Source organism: Pelotomaculum terephthalicicum JT (assembly GCF_022410535.1).
In the GTDB taxonomy this organism is placed as follows: domain Bacteria; phylum Bacillota; class Desulfotomaculia; order Desulfotomaculales; family Pelotomaculaceae; genus Pelotomaculum_D; species Pelotomaculum_D terephthalicicum.
Window position 1 is genome coordinate 1 of the sequence record NZ_JAKNBL010000053.1, and the last position, 18,165, is coordinate 18,165.

At 46.3% G+C, this 18,165-nt stretch carries 15 protein-coding genes; 12 read left to right on the forward strand and 3 right to left on the reverse strand.

Features of this window, described 5'->3' with window-relative positions:
* Positions 1-137: 137 nt before the first annotated feature.
* The 8 genes from L9W92_RS17245 (at position 138) to L9W92_RS17280 (ending at position 8,625) form a co-directional block, all read left to right on the forward strand.
* Positions 138-1,037, forward strand: coding sequence for a phosphate ABC transporter substrate-binding protein (locus L9W92_RS17245; RefSeq protein WP_240084996.1), 900 nt, complete (start codon positions 138-140; stop codon positions 1,035-1,037).
* Between the two features lie 129 nt (positions 1,038-1,166).
* Entirely contained in the window at positions 1,167-2,081 is a 915-nt protein-coding gene (gene pstC, locus L9W92_RS17250; protein WP_240084984.1) for a phosphate ABC transporter permease subunit PstC, read from the forward strand.
* Complete coding sequence (gene pstA / locus L9W92_RS17255) at positions 2,078-2,962, forward strand: phosphate ABC transporter permease PstA (RefSeq protein ID WP_240084985.1); 885 nt, start codon at positions 2,078-2,080, stop codon at positions 2,960-2,962. The genes pstC and pstA overlap by 4 nt, the downstream gene beginning before the upstream one ends.
* Positions 2,963-3,376: 414 nt before the next feature.
* A complete protein-coding gene (locus L9W92_RS17260; protein WP_240084986.1) occupies positions 3,377-3,649 on the forward strand; it encodes a hypothetical protein in 273 nt (90 codons plus the stop codon).
* A gap of 219 nt (positions 3,650-3,868) precedes the next feature.
* The gene (locus tag L9W92_RS17265) at positions 3,869-4,774 is read left to right on the forward strand and encodes a diacylglycerol/lipid kinase family protein (protein WP_240084987.1); all 906 of its coding nucleotides are present in this window, start codon (positions 3,869-3,871) and stop codon (positions 4,772-4,774) included.
* Between the two features lie 552 nt (positions 4,775-5,326).
* Positions 5,327-6,799, forward strand: a complete 1,473-nt coding sequence (locus L9W92_RS17270) for a methyl-accepting chemotaxis protein (RefSeq protein ID WP_240084988.1) — start codon at positions 5,327-5,329, stop codon at positions 6,797-6,799.
* A gap of 223 nt (positions 6,800-7,022) precedes the next feature.
* A complete protein-coding gene (locus tag L9W92_RS17275; RefSeq protein WP_240084989.1) occupies positions 7,023-8,333 on the forward strand; it encodes a PhoH family protein in 1,311 nt (436 codons plus the stop codon).
* 55 nt (positions 8,334-8,388) lie between these two features.
* Positions 8,389-8,625, forward strand: a complete 237-nt coding sequence (locus L9W92_RS17280) for a hypothetical protein (protein ID WP_240084990.1) — start codon at positions 8,389-8,391, stop codon at positions 8,623-8,625.
* Positions 8,626-8,731: 106 nt separating this feature from the next.
* Here the strand turns inward: L9W92_RS17280 and L9W92_RS17285 are convergent, their stop codons facing one another.
* The 3 genes from L9W92_RS17285 to L9W92_RS17295 all read right to left on the reverse strand — a co-directional run bounded on the left by L9W92_RS17285 (position 8,732) and on the right by L9W92_RS17295 (position 14,688).
* On the reverse strand, positions 8,732-8,965 hold the full coding sequence (locus L9W92_RS17285) for a hypothetical protein (RefSeq protein WP_240084991.1): 234 nt from the start codon (positions 8,963-8,965) through the stop codon (positions 8,732-8,734).
* A gap of 30 nt (positions 8,966-8,995) precedes the next feature.
* Positions 8,996-9,754: a hypothetical protein gene (locus L9W92_RS17290; protein WP_240084992.1), complete on the reverse strand. Its 759-nt coding sequence runs from the start codon at positions 9,752-9,754 to the stop codon at positions 8,996-8,998.
* Between the two features lie 260 nt (positions 9,755-10,014).
* On the reverse strand, positions 10,015-14,688 hold the full coding sequence (locus L9W92_RS17295; RefSeq protein WP_240084993.1) for an HAD-IC family P-type ATPase: 4,674 nt from the start codon (positions 14,686-14,688) through the stop codon (positions 10,015-10,017).
* 396 nt (positions 14,689-15,084) lie between these two features.
* Here L9W92_RS17295 and L9W92_RS17300 point away from each other — a divergent pair, with 396 nt between their 5' ends.
* The 4 genes from L9W92_RS17300 to L9W92_RS17315 are packed head-to-tail and all read left to right on the forward strand — an operon-like array spanning position 15,085 to position 17,933.
* Positions 15,085-15,654, forward strand: a complete 570-nt coding sequence (locus L9W92_RS17300; protein ID WP_376741826.1) for a CD3072 family TudS-related putative desulfidase — start codon at positions 15,085-15,087, stop codon at positions 15,652-15,654.
* Between the two features lie 3 nt (positions 15,655-15,657).
* On the forward strand, positions 15,658-16,464 hold the full coding sequence (locus L9W92_RS17305; RefSeq protein WP_240084994.1) for an ABC transporter substrate-binding protein: 807 nt from the start codon (positions 15,658-15,660) through the stop codon (positions 16,462-16,464).
* 54 nt (positions 16,465-16,518) lie between these two features.
* Positions 16,519-17,184 (forward strand): amino acid ABC transporter permease, encoded by a 666-nt coding sequence (locus L9W92_RS17310; RefSeq protein WP_240084995.1) that lies wholly within the window; start codon positions 16,519-16,521, stop codon positions 17,182-17,184.
* Between the two features lie 14 nt (positions 17,185-17,198).
* Positions 17,199-17,933, forward strand: a complete 735-nt coding sequence (locus tag L9W92_RS17315) for an amino acid ABC transporter ATP-binding protein (RefSeq protein WP_248286110.1) — start codon at positions 17,199-17,201, stop codon at positions 17,931-17,933.
* Positions 17,934-18,165: the final 232 nt, after the last annotated feature.

Here is an 18,165-nt window from a genome sequence, read left to right on the forward strand (position 1 = left end):
AAGATACGCATTGTCATCCATAATTACACATTGATGTTAATATCAAGAGATGGGCTATCTGGAAACAAAGTGAAAAACTAAGAAATATGAAGATATTTTAAGATAATCAAAGTACATTAAGGGAGGAGAAAGATTTGCTGAAAAAAGTAAAAGTAATAGTGGTTGCCGCACTGTGCCTGTCCGTTGTGACAGCGTTGGTCGGCTGCGGCGGGCAGGGCGCTCAGCAAAGCACGGATAACAAGGCGGCCCAACAGTTATCCGGCAACGTCACGGCGGTAGGTTCCACCGCCATGCAGCCGCTCGCGGAACAGGCCGCGACTCAGTTCATGGCCAAGAACCCGAATGTGAAGGTGGTGGTGCAGGGCGGCGGCAGCGGCACCGGACTTACTCAAGTTTCACAGGGAGCGGCCGATATCGGTAATTCGGATATTTTTGCTGAAGAAAAAGACGGTATCGACGCTTCTCAACTGACTGACCACCAGATTTGTGTTGTTGGCATGGCCGCGGTAGTTAACCCGGATGTTAAAATTGACAACCTGACCAAGCAACAATTAGTCGATATTTTTACCGGAAAAACTACTAACTGGAAGAGCGTGGGGGGTCCTGATCAAAAGATAGTCCTGGTAAACCGTCCGAAGGCTTCAGGTACACGGGCGACGTTTAAGAAATACGCCCTGGGCAACGCCGAGGAGGCGGCAGGCATCGAAGAGGATTCCTCGGGCACAGTTCGCAAAATCATTAAAGAAACTCCCGGAGCGATCGGTTACTTGGCGCTGTCTTATCTGGACGGCAGCGTGAAGGCCGTTAGCCTGGATGGTGTGGCGCCCGACAAGGAGAATATTACTACCGGCAAGTACCCGGTATGGGCTTACATGCACAGTTATACCAAGGGTCAGCCGGGAAGCGCGACAGAAGCTTTTTTGAACTACATGATGTCTGATGATGTGCAGAAAAACATAGTGCCGCAGCTGGGTTATATTCCTGGCACTGATATGAAAATAGTCAGAGATGTGAACGGTAATGTTAAGAATAAATAGACGCATACGCCGCGAGTGGCTCCGGCGGAAGAAGAATATTTGTGTTCAGAAAAGCTGTTAGTGTGTTAAAAGGGCCGGATCCCCGGCCCTTTTTCAACTAGTTCATTGTTGGAAGCGGGAGTGATTTGGATGAAGAAGAGTTTTGCCAAGGGAGTATTTAGGCCGAACAGCGAATTGCTGGGCAGATTCCTAACCATGGGGGCGGCGATTCTGGCAATAATTTCTGTTGTAACAATTGTATCGTTTATTACCGTAAAAGGCCTGTCTACTTTTATAATCAACGGGGTCAGTGTTAAAGAATTTCTATTCTCCACGCAGTGGTGGCCCGACCGCCTGCCGGAAGATGGCGGTCCGCAAGTAGGCGTGCTGGTTTTTATTTTTGGGTCCGTAGTAATCGCCATGCTGGCTGTTCTTTTGAGCGCGCCGCTCAGCATCATCTGCGCTGTATTTATGGCTGAAATCGCACCTTCTTGGGGACAGCGGTTTTTACAGCCTGCAATCGAACTGCTGGCCGGTATTCCGTCCGTTGTATACGGGTATATCGGCTTAAGCCTGTTGGTTCCTTTTATCCGGGACAATATTGGCGGCATGGGTTTTAGCATACTGGCCGGTTTCCTGGTGCTGTCAATAATGATTCTGCCCACTATCGTCAGCGTGTTGACGGACAGCCTGAGATCTTTGCCCCGTGAATATAAGGAGGCGGCGCTGGCACTGGGTTCCACCCGCTGGCAATCAATCTATCATGTGCTTATTCCGGCTGCCCGTTCCGGTTTAATCACGGGTATTGTTCTGGGTTTGGCCAGAGCTTTCGGCGAAGCCCTGGCTGTGCAGATGGTAATCGGCAATATGAGAAAAATGCCCACGTCAATTATGGATCCGGTGATTACTTTGACCAGCGCTATTACCATGGATATGGGCAACACGCCCATGGGCTCATTGTGGAACAACGCGCTCTGGTCGATGGGCTTGTTTACCTTGATGATGTCTTGTTTTTTTATCCTGGTTTTGCGTTTTGTTGTGCGTAAGGGGGGGGTTGTCCGGTGAATTCACGCCGCGTCGATCGGATTGCCACTGCGATATTTTGGGCCGGCGCTCTTGCGGTTATTTTTTTTCTGGGTACCATAGTCTGTTACATACTTTATCATGGAGGAAAGTATATCGACTGGGCCTTCTTAACAAAGCCTTCCCAGGTAATCAGCGCCGGCGGGGGTATTGGCCCGCAGATTTTCAATACTTTTTATCTCCTGCTGCTGTCCATGTCCATCACCATTCCCGTAGGTCTGTTAGCCGGGGTTTACCTGTCTGAATACGCGGGTGCCAACAAGTTTACCGAGGCTATCAAGCTTTCTATCGAGACCTTGAATTCTCTGCCTTCAATTGTTGTCGGCCTTTTCGGTCTCCTGGTTTTCGTCAATATGACCGGCTGGGGTTATTCGCTGCTCTCGGGCGCTCTTGCCCTGACAGTGCTGAACCTTCCGTTCATGGTCAGGATCACCGAGGAATCTATTCGCGGTGTGCCGGCCGGCCTGCGCGAGGCGAGCTTGGCCCTGGGCGCCAACCGCTGGCAGACGATCTGCAAAGTAGTATTGCCTGCTGCTTTTCCCGGTTTGATCAGTGGTATCATTATCACTTGCGGCAGAGTGTTTGAAGAGGCCGCGGCGCTGCTGTTCACCGCCGGCATGTCCAGCCCGCCGATGGATTTCAGCCAGTGGAATATTTTCAACGAAACCTCACCTCTCAACCCGTTCCGCCCGGCGGAAACCCTGTCTGTTCATATATGGAAGATTAATACTGAGGGGCTTATCCCAGACCTGCGCAGAGTAGCGGACGGCTCCGCGGCGGTGCTGATTCTGTTCGTGCTCAGCTTCAACCTGACAGCCCGCTGGCTGGGCAGGAGAATACACCGGAAGATGACGGCGACTTAGGGGCTAAACATGAGGTGGTTAAATAAGGCTGTTAAGGTGTAAAGCGGGAGGTCGAGATAATGGCCACCAATTTGCGGAGTGATAGGGATACCTGCCCAAGCAGGGGGATGGAGATACCTGGTAGCTGCAACTATGAATGTCCGTACTGCGAGGGGTTTATAAAACGGAATGGCTATCCATATGAAGTTCTATGCTCACATCCAAACGCTAGGAGGTATGAGGATCTTTTAAGTCATCAAATCTCCTAGCTTTCTTTTAGTTTTCTCTCGGTTGATCTTTAGCCGGCGGGGATATACTAAGAACAGAAGATCCAGAGAATAAAAACATTCCTGTAGCCGTGGACAGTAGACAGCAGTATCGTGTATGATTAAGGCAAAAGAAATATGCCCGAAATGTTATGAAGGAGGTGTTTTAATGAAAAAATTACTTTGCCTCGCAGCCGTTTTTTTAATGTTTTCTTTGGTCGCCGCCGGGTGTGGCAATGTACAGGACGTTACAGATGGCGTTAAAAAAGTTAATGATAGCATCCAGGATGTCAACAAATCAGTTCAGGATGTCAACAAAAGCATACAGGATACAGTAAACAATTTATCGCCTAATGAGGGAAATAACGGAGCGGAGTCTGGATCTGAGTCTGAAGCTAATGAAAACGGAGGCGAGTCCGGGGGAGAGGGCGAGGAAGAGTAAATCCGAACGCATATCATCTGGTTCAAGGCTTACGCCCTGGGCCACTTTTGTTTTCCGCAGCAGGTAAAAAAATAATTAATTTCAGGAGGTTTAATTATGGGATTTTTGTCTAAGTTCTCACGTTCATCAAGTAAAGGACATCATCGTCACGGAAACCATGGTAGTGACTAAATGATAAATTCATCGCCTCAACGAGTTAATGAATATGAATCTAATGGTATGTATAACAAGGAGCGCGCCGCTGCGCTTATAGTTAACACCCATTCCCGCAGGGGGCAAAAATTTTTCCGTGCGGCTAAGGACGAATTAACTAAACAAGGGATCTCGGTTGCGGCTTCATACCCGGTTAAATATCCGGAGCGTTTGCCTAAAGTGGTGCAAAATGCGGTAAAGCGTAAGCATAAACTCATAATTGTCGGCGGAGGGGACGGAACAATAAGTTCGGTAGTGGATTATTTTGCCTGTCAGGATGTGGTGCTTGGCATACTGCCATTCGGTACGGTAAACAGTTTTGCGCGAACGCTTGGAATACCTTTAGACCTGAAGAGGGCTGTTGAAGTTATTGTCAATGGAAAAGTGGCTGATGTGGACCTGGGGAAAGTAGATCATGATTATTTCTCAAACGTAGTTGCCATCGGTTTATCTGCAGATATTGCCCGGTACATTTCCCGTAGGCTTAAAAAGTACACAGGTATGCTGTCTTATGTCCTGATGGGAATGCGGATCATGTTTTCCCATCGCCCTATTGAATGCACGCTGACCATGAATAACGAAGTATTCAAATTTAATACACACCAGGTTGTGATAGCCAATGGCGGGTACTTTGGAATAACGCCGTTTGCCCAAAATGCCACGGCGGATGATCAGGAACTGATGGTTTTCGTTATGGATACGCCGCACCGTTGGCATACGTTAAAACTGTGGATTGCCTTCCTGCTTCGAAAAGCGGCAATCTTTCCGCAGGCCCGTTTTTTTAGGGTGAAGGAAGTAAAGCTTGAGGCTTTGCCGTCACAGTGTGTTGAGGTGGATGGTGAAATAACTACGAGGACACCGGTTAACATTTCCTTGGTTCCAGAAGCGCTCAAGGTTATGGTACCTAGTCAACATTATCAAGGTCAAGCCTGAATGTGAACTAAGATGACGGTGACGCAGGGTTAATTAATGCGTAAAATTAAAGATGTAAGTAATTTTACAAAGACGATAAATCCGAGCTAAACTCGGATTTTTTTTACATAAATATAATATTCAGTTTACAATTATTTAAATTGATATTTAATGATAATTTACATACTATTGGTAACATATAAAGAAAGGGCGCTAAATGAAGTTGGTAGATGTAAAACAAGAATAAATGGGAGGTCGCTATTATGGTCACCGATTTGCAGGATGATAGAGATATCTGTCCGAGTACAGGTATGGGTATCCCTGATAATTGCGAATATGTATGTATGTCCGCAATGTGAGGATTTACAAAACGGAATGACTATCCGTATGAAGCTTTATGCTCACATCCAAATGCTAGGAGGTATGAGGATGTTAAGGAGACAATTTCAGTTGTTTGGGACATGGTGGTTTAATTTAAAGTTTCAAACTCAAATTATGATTATGTTTACAACCCTTGTTGTTCTTGTTGTGCTATTGTTAGGAGGAACAACATATTTCATATTAAAAAACAACATGGAAAGATTAATTACAGATAATTTAAATCTTTCGGTTAAAAACGTCGGGGATAAAATTGAACTTTTTACTTCAACGATAGATAGCAGGGAACTAAAAAACAAGGTAGGTTATTTAATGACTCAAGAATTATCATATTTTAGCAATAAAGAGATTGGAGCCGAATTGCGCTTGATCGATGGAGAGGGCGGTAAGGTAATTGAGTTAGGTGAGAAAACAGAGCAAAGCGACTTTATTCCCCAGCCTGCCATCGAGGAGATTATTAAGAAAAAAAGCGGAACTCTATTTTTTGAAAATGAACGGGAAAAGTATAATGCTGCTTATATCAACATACCGGGGAAAAACTGGATTTACATTTCTAGTATTTCTGAAGATGATTATCTGGCGCCTATCAATAAAATGAGGAATATTACTTTGGCTATCGGTCTGGTTGCTATTATCACTTCATTTTTGATTTGCTTTTTTGTATCCAGAAGGATTGCCATACCGTTGGCCGCCATGTTGCAGGTTGCGGGAAAAGCGGGAACAGGCGATTTGACTGTGCGTGCCCATGAGGAAGGGGTCGGTTTGGAATATTCCGTTTTAGGCAAAAGTTTTAACAGAATGCTAAAAGATCTGGCATTATTAATAAATGATTTCCAATCTCTGGTAAAAGATCTCTTGGCTAACAGTAAAAAAATTAATTCTGTTGCAGACAATCAAGTGGAGTTAATCCAACAGACCGGTTTGCTGGTTAATGATATGGCTTCTTCTATTCAGGAAGTATCCTGCGAGATTTATGAGACAGAAGAAGCTGGTTGTGAAGTGCGGATGGCAGTGGAAAACGGGCGTTCGGCTCTGGAAAGCATCCTTAGAAACATCAATGAGAATTTTGCCCTGATAGAAGGGCAATCGCGGTCTGTTGAACTCCTGGGTGGGCATCTGGACAAAGTCGGACAAGTATTGGAAATAATCAAAGACATATCAGAAAGGACACATCTATTATCCTTAAACGCATCCATAGAGGCAGCGCGAGCGGGGGAATACGGCAATGGTTTCTCCGTGGTGGCCGATGAAATAAGGAAACTAGCGGGAATTGCCGGACAATCGGTTAAAGAAATAAGCGGGTTGATAAATGCCATAAAAATTGAAAGCAAGGCTGTGTTGGAAAAGGTGGAAGAGGGCAGAAAAGGGGCAAAAGAAGGTCTCTCAATGACCGGTAATGCCGAGGGATATTTAAATAATATTTATAGCTCCATAACGAACGCTAATGAACGCATAACGAAAATAAGCCGAAAAATGGACCAAATCTCTGCGGGTACCGGGCAGGTAGTGTTGACGATGCGCTCCGTTGCCGGAACAGTGGAAACGGAATCAAATGGGATTGTGGATGACCATAACTCTTCGGCGAGGAAAGTGGCGGATCTGGCCAGGGAGTTGGCCGTAATGGCCCAAAGTCTCCAGGGTCAGCTTCTTAAGTTCAAAACCATTTAACAGGAGTCAGGAGTCATAATAAAAGAATAGCTAACCATCTTGAGATATTCTGAATTCTGACTCCTGAATTCTGAATATTTAAATGAATGATATATACAAATTTTACAAGGAAATAACCAAGAATTAATAAGTAATTAGTTTGGATTTAATATTCATCTTTTATAATAACCACCGAGGGCACACTACTATGTCTCATACGATTATGGAATAGGGGGTAATAAACTTGACAGTACGGGTTTTAGATACCAATGTTCTGCTGGATCGCCCCATAGAAGAAATAATCCAATCATTCCCTCCCTGTAAAATCATCTTGCCCCTCGCGGTTATTCATGAACTGGATAATTTTAAAGGTCTGGAGGACCAGCGGGGCCTTTACGCCCGCAGCGCCATTAGATTTCTTGACGGGTTGCGGCCGAAGCTTCATCAAGGAGTCCGTCTCAAAACCGGCCACTACTTCAAAGTAGAAGTAAACCATACTGACGTTCAGCTCCCCGAAATCTTGTCAAAGAACATGATAAACAACCGGATCCTTACCGTCAGCAAAGGCATCATGGAAGAAGAGCCGCTGAAGTTGATCACTCAGGATATTTATACCAGATTGATTGCCGATATTTTAGGCATACCGGCTGAAAATTATATAGCTGAAAGTGTTGAGTTGGGAAATTTATATTCCGGTTGGTGTGAAGTTCAAATATCAGACCGGGAGGTTCAAAATTTTTACCAACTTAATTCTTTTTATACAGATTATCCACTGTTGGCCAATCAGTATGTCAAGATGGTTGATCAGACGGGGGGAGCGCACTACGGGCGTTATAACGCCGGTAATAAAAACATTGTTTCATTATGCCGTGAGCAGCAGGCTTTTGGCATCGGTCCGGCAGAAGAGAACATCGAACAGCATTTTTTAATAGACGCGCTGCTCAATCCGGATATTCAACTGGTAAGTATTTTAGGCCCGGCGGGTACGGGAAAGACCTTGCTGGCCCTGGCTGCCGGCCTGCATCAGGTCATAAACAAGGGCTTATACAGCAAGTTGGTGGTTTCCCGGGCGCTCATTCCACACGGCCAGGACATCGGGGCGTTGCCGGGCGATAAAGAAGAGAAGCTTTCGCCCTGGATGGGCGCGATCTTTGACAACCTGGAATTTTTACTCAGCAATTTTGCCGTAAATAAGTATGACAGAAAATCATCACCCGCGGAACAAGTCGGCAAGTTTATGGAAGAGGGATATATTGAGCTGGAAGCTTTTGCCTATATCCGCGGCCGCTCAATTCCCGGGCAGTGGGTGATTATTGACGAGGCGCAGAATTTGACCAAGGAAAACGTTAAAACAATCATCACGCGTGCGGGGAAGGGAACAAAAATAGTAATAACCGGGGACATCCAACAGATCGACAACTGCCGTTTGACTGCCACAAACAACGGTTTTGTAACTTTAATCGAAGCCTTCAAGGGGCAGCAGCTTTACGCGCATATCACTTTAAACAGAACAGAACGCAGTTCTTTGGCTGCCTTGGGAGTAGAACTTCTTTAAATTAAAATTTACCCCAGTCCGGCGGGGGAAAGGCCGGACAAAAAAGGAGGGGAAAATGGCTTGCAAAAACTGCGCCTGCCCAGCCTGGGAATGGAACCTGGAGAGAGACGTATCGAGGTCAAGAATCCAGATCTGTCCGGTATGCGGCAGGATCGGGAGGATTATCACAAGCCGTTGTGTTCGCTGCGAATTAGAACATTGTCCTGTGCTGGAAAATGATGTCCGGGCGTATGGTTGGGAGCTTTCATACCAAAATTTACCGAATGAACCTTGCGGCACCAATTTATGGTGAGTAAAACCATGGTGAATCAAACAACCGGACAGCATAGCAATTCTCCATCCGTTTGCTTGTTGCTGCGGCGATCGCATTCTAGTAGAGTGCAATTGCCGCATATTTTCTACCTGCGCCAAATGTTGCGAAAGGAGATGCCCTCGAGTAAATTTTGTCCGGTTTCCCGCTTTTTCTTCATAATATATCCGATAAATTCTCTCAGAAAACTTTCCCAGATTTGAGCCACGGATTTGGCGTCGGTCTTGCTGCGGCTCCGAATAGCCACACTATCGTCAATAGCTTTGCGCAAGTCTGCCAGTATTTTGGAAAGATGTGCAATTAATTCGTCTGAACTTGTCAATCGACCCCCACCTTTTTATCCAATTATTAATTATTCAAGGGGTGCTTCATTATCTTGGTTTGGTTCATTTTCCTCCGCTTCAGCGGTATCGGATACCGGATTCTCTGGCGAAGAAGTTACTTTATTAAAGTTCACCTCGGCAACAATGTCTTCAAATTCCTCTTTTGCCTGAGAAAATACACCATGTACCCGTTCATTTATTTCCATGGCTTCTTCCATTGCTTTACATATCAACGGACGTACTGATTTTGACACTGAGGGTAAAAATAACAGCCCAATTAACGCCGCACCTGCTCCCCAGCCGAAACTGCGGCGGTCAATACCCCGCAATGGATTTGTGAGCCGGTTCCAGAAGGGTTTTACATGGCCGACACCGCCGTTATTTGGTCCCAAGCTTTGCAGCAAGTCCTGAACTCCCATGCCCTGCTCCCGGGCTTCATGCAATAAGTCATAAAGCATCTGGCGAATTTGAGGATCCCTGGCTTGTCCAAGTTGCTGGTTCATTTTATCCAACGCTCTTAACTCATCCCGCAACTGGTTTCTCACCAGTGACATATTGCGCTGGTAATGATATTCATCTCTATCGGTCCACCAGTCATCTTCATCCTGCTGGTGTTTCCGGCCGCGATATGCAGGTGGCGGGTAGTCCCCCCGGCCGTTGCCGTCATGGTAGTGTTTTTCCCGCCATTCCCGGCGGTTCTCAAGATCCTCAATGATTTCTTTCTTTAGCTGCTTGATTACCTCAGGGTCATATTTGCCAGCCATTTCTTTACCTTGTTCTTGATGCATTTATATTCCTCCCAAGGTTTTTAGTCTGAATTATTTTGCCCAAAAAGAAACCAATTTTATTACAATATTTTTATGTTTTTAAATAAATTTCTTACTACTTCCCTTGAATGAATGATTAAGATTGAAATGACTGCCGGCAAGTCCTTTGCGGACATTTACATCAGCACCCAGCGGGGCGGGCTGCGAATGTGTATGGAGACATACAGGAGATATATAATTGAGAGAGCTGCCGTTAAGCCGGGCAGCTCTCCAATTTTTCTTTATTTACCGGTGTTTTTTGGTTTTTCGCCTGGTTTATTGCCATGCCATAAATCGGCAACGGCCCGGTCCATAATGGAAGTCAGCCCGGATGTGCCCAATACAACGGCCGCGTCCATCAGACCCAGCGGACTTGTTTTAAAGATCCTCCTGCCAAACGGCAGGTAGATTGCTCCGGCCAGCAAGGCTGACGAGAGAGCGACCGAGCCCGCCAGGAAATGGTTGGATTTGCCTTCTTTTCGTTCACCGTATTCCAGGGCCGCCAACAGTTGTCCCGATGTAATGGTTGCCAGGGCGATTGTCCTGGCCCGGCTCAGGTCGCCATGCTTTAAAGCCCAGTGGTAGGTTCCTAGCCCCACCAGGCCAAGGGATACGCCCCGGCTGACTATTTGGGCGTTCAGACCATCATCAAAAAAACCTTGGCTGGTTGGCCTGGGCGCCCGGACCATCAATTCTTTGCCCGGCGGCTCAACTCCCAAGGCCAAAGCAGGCAGGCCGTCTCCCAATAAATTCAGAAAGAGCAACTGGATGGGCAGCAAGGGCATCGGCAGACCAAGAAGAACTGACAGGAACATCAAAAGCACTTCGCCGGCATTGGTGGATAATAAGTAGCGCACCGACCGCCTGATATTGCTGTATATTCCCCTGCCCTGCTCTACCGCGGAGACCAGCGTGGCAAAGTTGTCGTCAAGCAGCACAATATCAGCGGCTTGTTTGGTTACATCGGTTCCGGTCCGGCCCATGGCCACACCGATGTCTCCTTCTTTTACAGCGGGAGCGTCGTTGATGCCGTCCCCGACCATGGCTACGATTTCACCCTGCTGGCGGAAAGCTTTGACCAGGCGTAACTTGTGCGCCGGCAGCACCCGGGCGAAAACTCTCACCTCCCGCACCGCCGCAGCCAATTCAGTGTCATTGAGACTTTCAATATCGCGTCCGGTAAGCACCCTGCCGCTTTCGGCAATGTCCAGCTTTTGGGCTATGGTTAAGGCGGTATGGGGGTGATCCCCGGTGATCATCACAACCTTGATCCCGGCGCGGTGACAGGTGGCAATGGCATTGCCAGCCTCCGGCCGCGGCGGGTCAACCATACCGGCCAGGCCAAGCAGGATAAGAGCTTGTTCCGGGTCAGGCAATTCCGGATCAGCCAGCGGGCGGTAGGCAATTGCCAGTACCCGCATGGCATCGCCGGCCATCTGCTCGCTAGCTTCCAGCACCGCCCGGCGCGAAGCGCCGTCCAGAGGGACAATTTTGCCCTGTCGCTGCATTTGCGTGCAAAGACCAAGGACTACTTCCGGGGCGCCTTTCACAAATGCCGCGTACTCCGGACTTTTTCCCCGGCAAACTACCGTCATTCTTGACCGTTCGGCGTCAAAAGGAAGTTCTCGAATCCGCCGCCACCTTTCCTGAATTTCCTTGTAATTCAGACCGCTGTGCAAAGCTGCCAGCAGCAGGGCGCCTTCAGTAGGATCGCCTTCTGCCCGCCACTGTGATTTAGTTCTCCCGGACAGTTTGTTTTGCGGCCTATGCAGGCTGGCATCGTTGCACAGTACTCCGGCAGCCAGCAAATTCACCAAATCTCGCGGGTCGTTGTTCCCCGCTTGGTCCGGCTTTAGCAGCCGTTCACCCGGTTGGGTTTGCCACCAGCCGCCACTGGTATAGACCGACTGCACCTTTTGACGGTTTTGGGTTAATGTACCCGTTTTGTCGGTACAGATTAAAGTGGCGCTGCCTAGTGTTTCCACGGCCGGCAGATGCCTGACCACGGCGTTTTCTTTAGCCATCCGTTTGACGCCGGATGCCATGGCAATGGTAACCACAGCCGGTAAACCTTCCGGTATGGCGGCAACTGCCAGGCTGACCCCAGCTAAAAACATCTGGAACAAAGAGCCGCCTCGCAGTACACCGGTCAGCGCCACCAACCCGCTGGCCGCCAGGGAGTACTTTAATATTACGCCGCCAACTGCGGTCATGTGGTTTTGCAGCGGTGTCGGCTCCCGCTTATGCTCGTTGAGCAAACCGGCAATTTTGCCTATTTCAGTGGACATGCCGGTGGCCGACACCAATCCCACCGCTCGCCCTCGGGTGACATTCGTCCCCATGAACGCCAGATTGTCACAATCCAATAAAACTGTACAATCTGTGATCAGATCGGCTTTTTTAGGGATGGGATATGGTTCGCCGGTCAGGGCCGACTCCTCGACTTCCAGCCCGTGCACTTCTATCAGGCGTAAATCGGCCGGTACTGCGTCCCCCTGCTCCAGCAGTACAATATCGCCCGGCACCAAGCCGGCCGCCGGTAAACGCCGCTCTTTTCCAGCCCTTCTTACTTTAGCGGCAGGGGCCGTCATTTTATCCAGGGCTTGTAAAGCACCCTCGGCTTTTTGCTCCTGCAGGGCGCCCAGCATTGCGTTCAAGATTAAGATGGTCACTATGGCCAGGGCGTCATTGAATTCGCCCATTGCTATGCAGACCACTGCCGAGGCCATCAAAGCTTTTACCAGAAAGTCCTTAAGCTGGTCCGACATCCTGGAGAAAAAACCCCGCGGCTCTGCCTCGGCCAATTTATTGGGGCCGAATAAATTCATTCTCTGCAGCACCTGAGGTCTATTCAGGCCGTTTTCAAGGTCTGTTTTCAGTTTTTGTAGGGCTTCATCCACCGACAGTTTGTGCAAATCGCTAAAGTTAAATTGTGACCGTGGTTCCTGCCGGAAGGTTTCAAGGTGATTATCGCTGAGAGCCAAAGCCGCGGCTATTTCCTGCCGCGCCGCCGGCAGCGAACGGCAGCGGTTTCTTGAGCGGTGGAGGCTGCCTGACAATAGTCGCAAAGAATTCGCCCCTACAAATATAGAAATCAAATTGTTATATACAGAGGCGGCCATCGGCGGCAGCCGGCCTGTCGCCCCCAAAGCCAAACCGGTAAAGTTGGCTGCCAGGACTAAAGTTAAATTCTGTTTGACCCGCAGTTCACCGGTCTTTGCCGTGCGGAATACTTCCGGTAATAAGGCGGGTCTGGAAATAACCACATCAACCGTGTTGCATTTTAGACTGGAAGCCAGGCAAATACTGACGTCAGCGACTTGCAACAGCGGAGAGTCGTCTGTATCTCCCATCAATAAAGCGATCTTTTTACCCTGGCGCTTCAAACTGCCGATAAGCCCTACTTTGTCTTGGGTTGTTAAGCCCGGCCAGACCTGGTATATTCCGATTTCATGGGCGGACTGCCGCAATACGCGGCTATCCTTTTCCACGGTTAAGCCTATGTTATTGATTCCCAGGGCACGCAAGCCATTAACCAGTTCACGCGGATCAGCCGCCCGATACCGCTTGATCCCGATTAAGCCGGCTAACCGACCTTGCGTGGCGATAAATACCGGAAGCTGACCGAGATGCCGCAAACGGCGGGCTTTGAAAAAAAACCATTTGGTCTCGACGCCGCCTGCGGTTAGAATATCTTCGTTACCCGCCAGCACCGGTTTTATTTCCCCCGAGCCGTTATTTGTTGATTCTAAGCGGTATACCCGGGCTGCCAGCGCTTTCCTTAAGACCAGGCAATGGTAGTTATCCATTTGGCATGAAGCCTCTGCTGCCAAGTCAAGCAATTCTTTCTTGGTAATTCCGGGCGCCGGTAGAATGTCCGCCACCTGGTATGATGCTTCTGACAGCGTCTCTACGCTGGTGAAAACAACTGTGTTTACAGCTGAAAGAAGCTCAAGTGTATGCTCGTCCCGGTAAAGAATACCTTTTCTCCCGGCTCCGGCCATCGCCGCGGTAGCCGCGGTAGGGGCGGCAAGGCCGGCGGGAGACGGATTGGCCGCCAGCAGCATGGCTAACCCTCTTTGGAAGCCGCCGGCGCCGCCGGCTAATCCAGATAATGAAGCCAGCCCGAATACCGGCAGCACTGCCCTGCGGCCATACTCTTGTCCGGCCTCGCGCCACCGGGGAATTTTTGCTCTCTCTTGTTTCTGCCCCGGTTCTCCTTTTGTTTCCGGCAGTTCCGGCAACGCGTTGCGATAGCTCCGAAGCACCAGGGACTGTCCAAGGGCGGTCAGGTTGGTCAGCCAGATTACCAGCAGTCCGGGAATGCTTTCTCGCAAAAAAATGGTGCTCAAGGCTATTGCGCTCATCAATAAATCGTGATTGATCCTGCCTCTAGCCAGGCTTTGCAACCCGCTGTACAAAACCGGATAACCGGAAACGATGGCAGTGATTGCCGCCAGGTTGAAAATACCGGAGCTTTCGGCCAGAGGGGTGCGGCCGAACAAGACGCGCTTTAAACCTAAATAGGCCAGTATTCCTCCCCCCATGGCCACATTAAGCAGTTGCTCGCTGATAGGCAAATCTTCCGGCTCCCGGAGCTTCTGCCAAGCTAAAGCGGATGCCCCGTTGTTCTTTGGAGGCAGCTGGAACCCATACTCTGGGCAATTATTAATATCATTAATGGTTTTAATCAATTTGTTTGGTTTTACCTGCGTTTCGTTAAAAACTACCAATACCCGGCCTGTCAGCGGGTTTGCCTGCGCCCGGCGGACGCCGGCCATTTCGGTTATTCTCCGGTGAATGCCCGAGGCCATCAACCAGTTGCCCTTTAGCCCCGGCACCGATATCCTTATCCGGCCGGGCAAACGGTGAACTATCTCCGTCCCAGCAGCCTGCCCATAATTATTTTTGCTCAAATGCTCATTATTCACCCCCTCAATCGGATATTAACCGCTATTTTCTCCCGTTTCTTTTGTTTTATGTTAGAACAGTTTACGTTTAATTATGGAAAAGGCGATTAAGTATTTTTTTGTAAAAATCGTTAAATATGTATATCAAAACGGTTAATAGAAAAGATAAAATTCAGGATGTTGCTGTTGACTTAAGAGCAATCACATTTGTGTTATATTTATTGATATTAAAAACAGCTTTCCCCACAAGTGAGGAAAATGAGATAAATCTTAAATATAAAAACTTTAAATAAACACTGCAAAAAATATAAAAAAAATATATTAGACCTGAAAAAGATATTAATATAAAATAATTTTATTATTAAGGAAAGAGGTGATCATATTAAAAGAAGTAAAAAGATCATCCTGTTGTCCCACTGTATTCTCAATGCTAACTCAAAAGTTGAAGGACTAAGTGGTTATGCGGCAATAATTTCCGAAATAGTAAGTATGTTAATGGAAAAGGAAATTGCCATAATACAGCTTCCTTGCCCTGAAATGACAGTTTACGGTATTAAAAGATGGGGGCACGTAAGGGAACAATTTGATACTCCTTTCTTTAGGGAAAAATGCCGGGAAATTATTAAACCAATTATTTATCAATTAATTGATTATGTAAAAAATGGATATAAAATTATTGGCATAATCGGCATAGACGGAAGTCCGAGCTGTGGTGTAAGTAAGACATGCTCTGGCGACTGGGGAGGGGAATTATCAGCAAATATCAATGATGCTAAAGAAAAGCTCAGCACGGCAGCATTTATTAATAAATCTGGGATTTTTATTGAGGAAATTACTAAATTATTAAACAGTAACCATCTTTCTATGCCAATTGCCGCGATAGATGAAATAGATGTTGTGAGCTCGATAAACAATATTAAACAATTATTTGTAAAAATATTAATGAATGATATGAAATCAGGGAGGGGTTAGAATTTGGCAAAAAAAATATTGAAAAACACACTGTTAGTAGTACTTATTTTATCAATATCTGCCCTAATGGCTGCATGTTCTTCAAAAATCGAATCCGGTAGCCAGAATAACCAAGATAATTCTTGGCAAAGGGTTAAGGAAAGCAATAAGCTCATTGTTGGTCTTTGTGCGGCATATCCGCCATTTGAATCAAGAAACGAGAAGAACGGAGAGATTGAAGGTTTTGATATAGACCTTGCCGATGCATTGACTAAAGAACTCGGAATAGGTGTAGAAATCAAGGATGCGGAATGGCCGGCTCTTCTCGGGGGACTGACTAAAGGTGATTATGATGTTTTGATTACGTGTATGTCAAAAAAGGAAGCGGCAGCAGAAAATGTTAATATGAGTGACGTTTATTATAACCTGAACGATATAATAGTAGTACGAGAAGATGACAAAAATATTAATTCAACGGATGATCTCAAGGGCAAGGTTATTGGTGTGCAACTAGGCTCGGGCAGCGAGCAAATTGCAGATAAAATGCAAGGATTAAAGGAAATAAAAAGGTATAATTACAACCCGGAAGCTTTCATTGATTTGAAAAATAAAAGAATTGACGCGGTTATTGTTGGATATGCTTATGCCGTAAATCAATTCAAAGAACAGAAAGGCTTCAGGATACTGGAAGAACCTCTTGAATCTGCCGAGATAGTCATGGTTTTAAGAAAAGGGGAAGACAACCTTACCCAGAAACTTAACGAAGCTCTGTCTATAGTGAAGGAAAAAGGTGTATATAGCCAATTGATAGACAAATGGCTGAAAATATAGGTTTGATTAAGGGTGAACATTATGTTTGCCCTTAATATTTGAGTGGAGGGAGGTATGGATTTGAAATTCGGAGTTATTGCTGACAACTGGATATTTTTATTATCTGCAGCTTTGCTGACGATAAAGATAACAACATTTTCCTTTATATTAGCCTTGATAGTTGCTTTCATAGTCGGAACACTAAGGTGTGAAAAGTTACCTAAAGCAATTGAAAAGGTGTTATCTTTATACGTTGAGGTGTTCAGGGGTACTCCGCTTTTAATCCAGCTTTTCTTTATTTATTACGGCTTGCCTTCCATAGGGATCAATATACCTGGTTTCTTAGCGGCAATTATTGGTCTCGCGCTAAATAGTGCCGCTTATATGTCGGAAATTGTCAGGGCTTCTGTTAATTCTGTGCCGGTTGGCCAGAAGGAAGCTTCTTTTGTACTGGGGTACAATAGATTCCAGAGTTTGGTTTATATTATTTACCCACAGGCTGTACGAGTGGCCATACCTACCCTGATGAATTCATTTTCCACAATGTTAAAAGAAAGTTCCCTCGTTTCAATTCTCGCTATTACGGAGTTAACTAGAATTGGAAACCTTATTTATACTAGAACCTATAGGGCGTTTGAGATTTATCTTACCCTGGGGGTTATATACTTTATCATGACATATGCCGTATCCCTGATCAGTAGAAAGATTGAAAAGCGGATAAATAAGGCTTATGTTTGTTGAAAGGAATATATATTATGAAAGACATCCCAATATTGAAGATAATAGGATTGAACAAATCATTCAGCGGATTTAAGGTGCTACAGGAGATAGCGCTTGATGTTTATAAAAAAGAGATTATTTCAATAATAGGGCCTAGCGGTTCTGGAAAGAGCACATTGCTAAGATGTATTTGCAAGCTGGAGTTTATTGATTCCGGCAGGATATCATTAAATGGCAATTCCATTTACGATAAAAACTGTTCTGAAACAAAAGTAGGTATGGTTTTTCAACAATTCAACCTGTTTCCTCACTATACAGTTTTGGAAAACATAATAAAACCGTTAATGACGGTAGGGAGGGTTAATAAAAATGCTGCAATGGAAATAGGTCTAAACCTGTTGATCAAAGTTAAACTTGAAGATAAGGAAGACAGTTACCCCCATCAACTCTCCGGAGGGCAAATGCAGAGAGTTGCCATCGCCAGGGCTCTTGCCATGAATCCTAACATAATACTGTTTGATGAACCCACGTCCGCACTGGATCCCGAGCTCTCCGGAGAGGTTTTTCAAGCAATAAGGGACTTGGCCGGGGACGGCATGACGATGATAATTGTCACACATGAAATGAGCTTTGCAAGGGAAATTTCCGATAGGATAATTTTTATGGATCAAGGCAGAATAATTGAAGAAGGCTGTCCGGAAAAAATCTTTGATAAGCCGGAGATGGAAAGAACATTGTTATTTTTAAAAAGGATTAAATTTATTGATTAGCAATTTAATCTCAAAGCCAGTCCTCTTTTTCAAAGCCCGCCGTTTTGCCCCGATAACAAGGTCATGACTGCCCTGGCCTATGGGCTGCCTTGCTGGCAAAAGCAATCCTCCCTTAATGTACTTTGATTATCTTAAAATATCTTCATATTTCTTAGTTTTTCACTTTGTTTCCAGATAGCCCATCTCTTGATATTAACATCAATGTGTAATTATGGATGACAATGCGTATCTT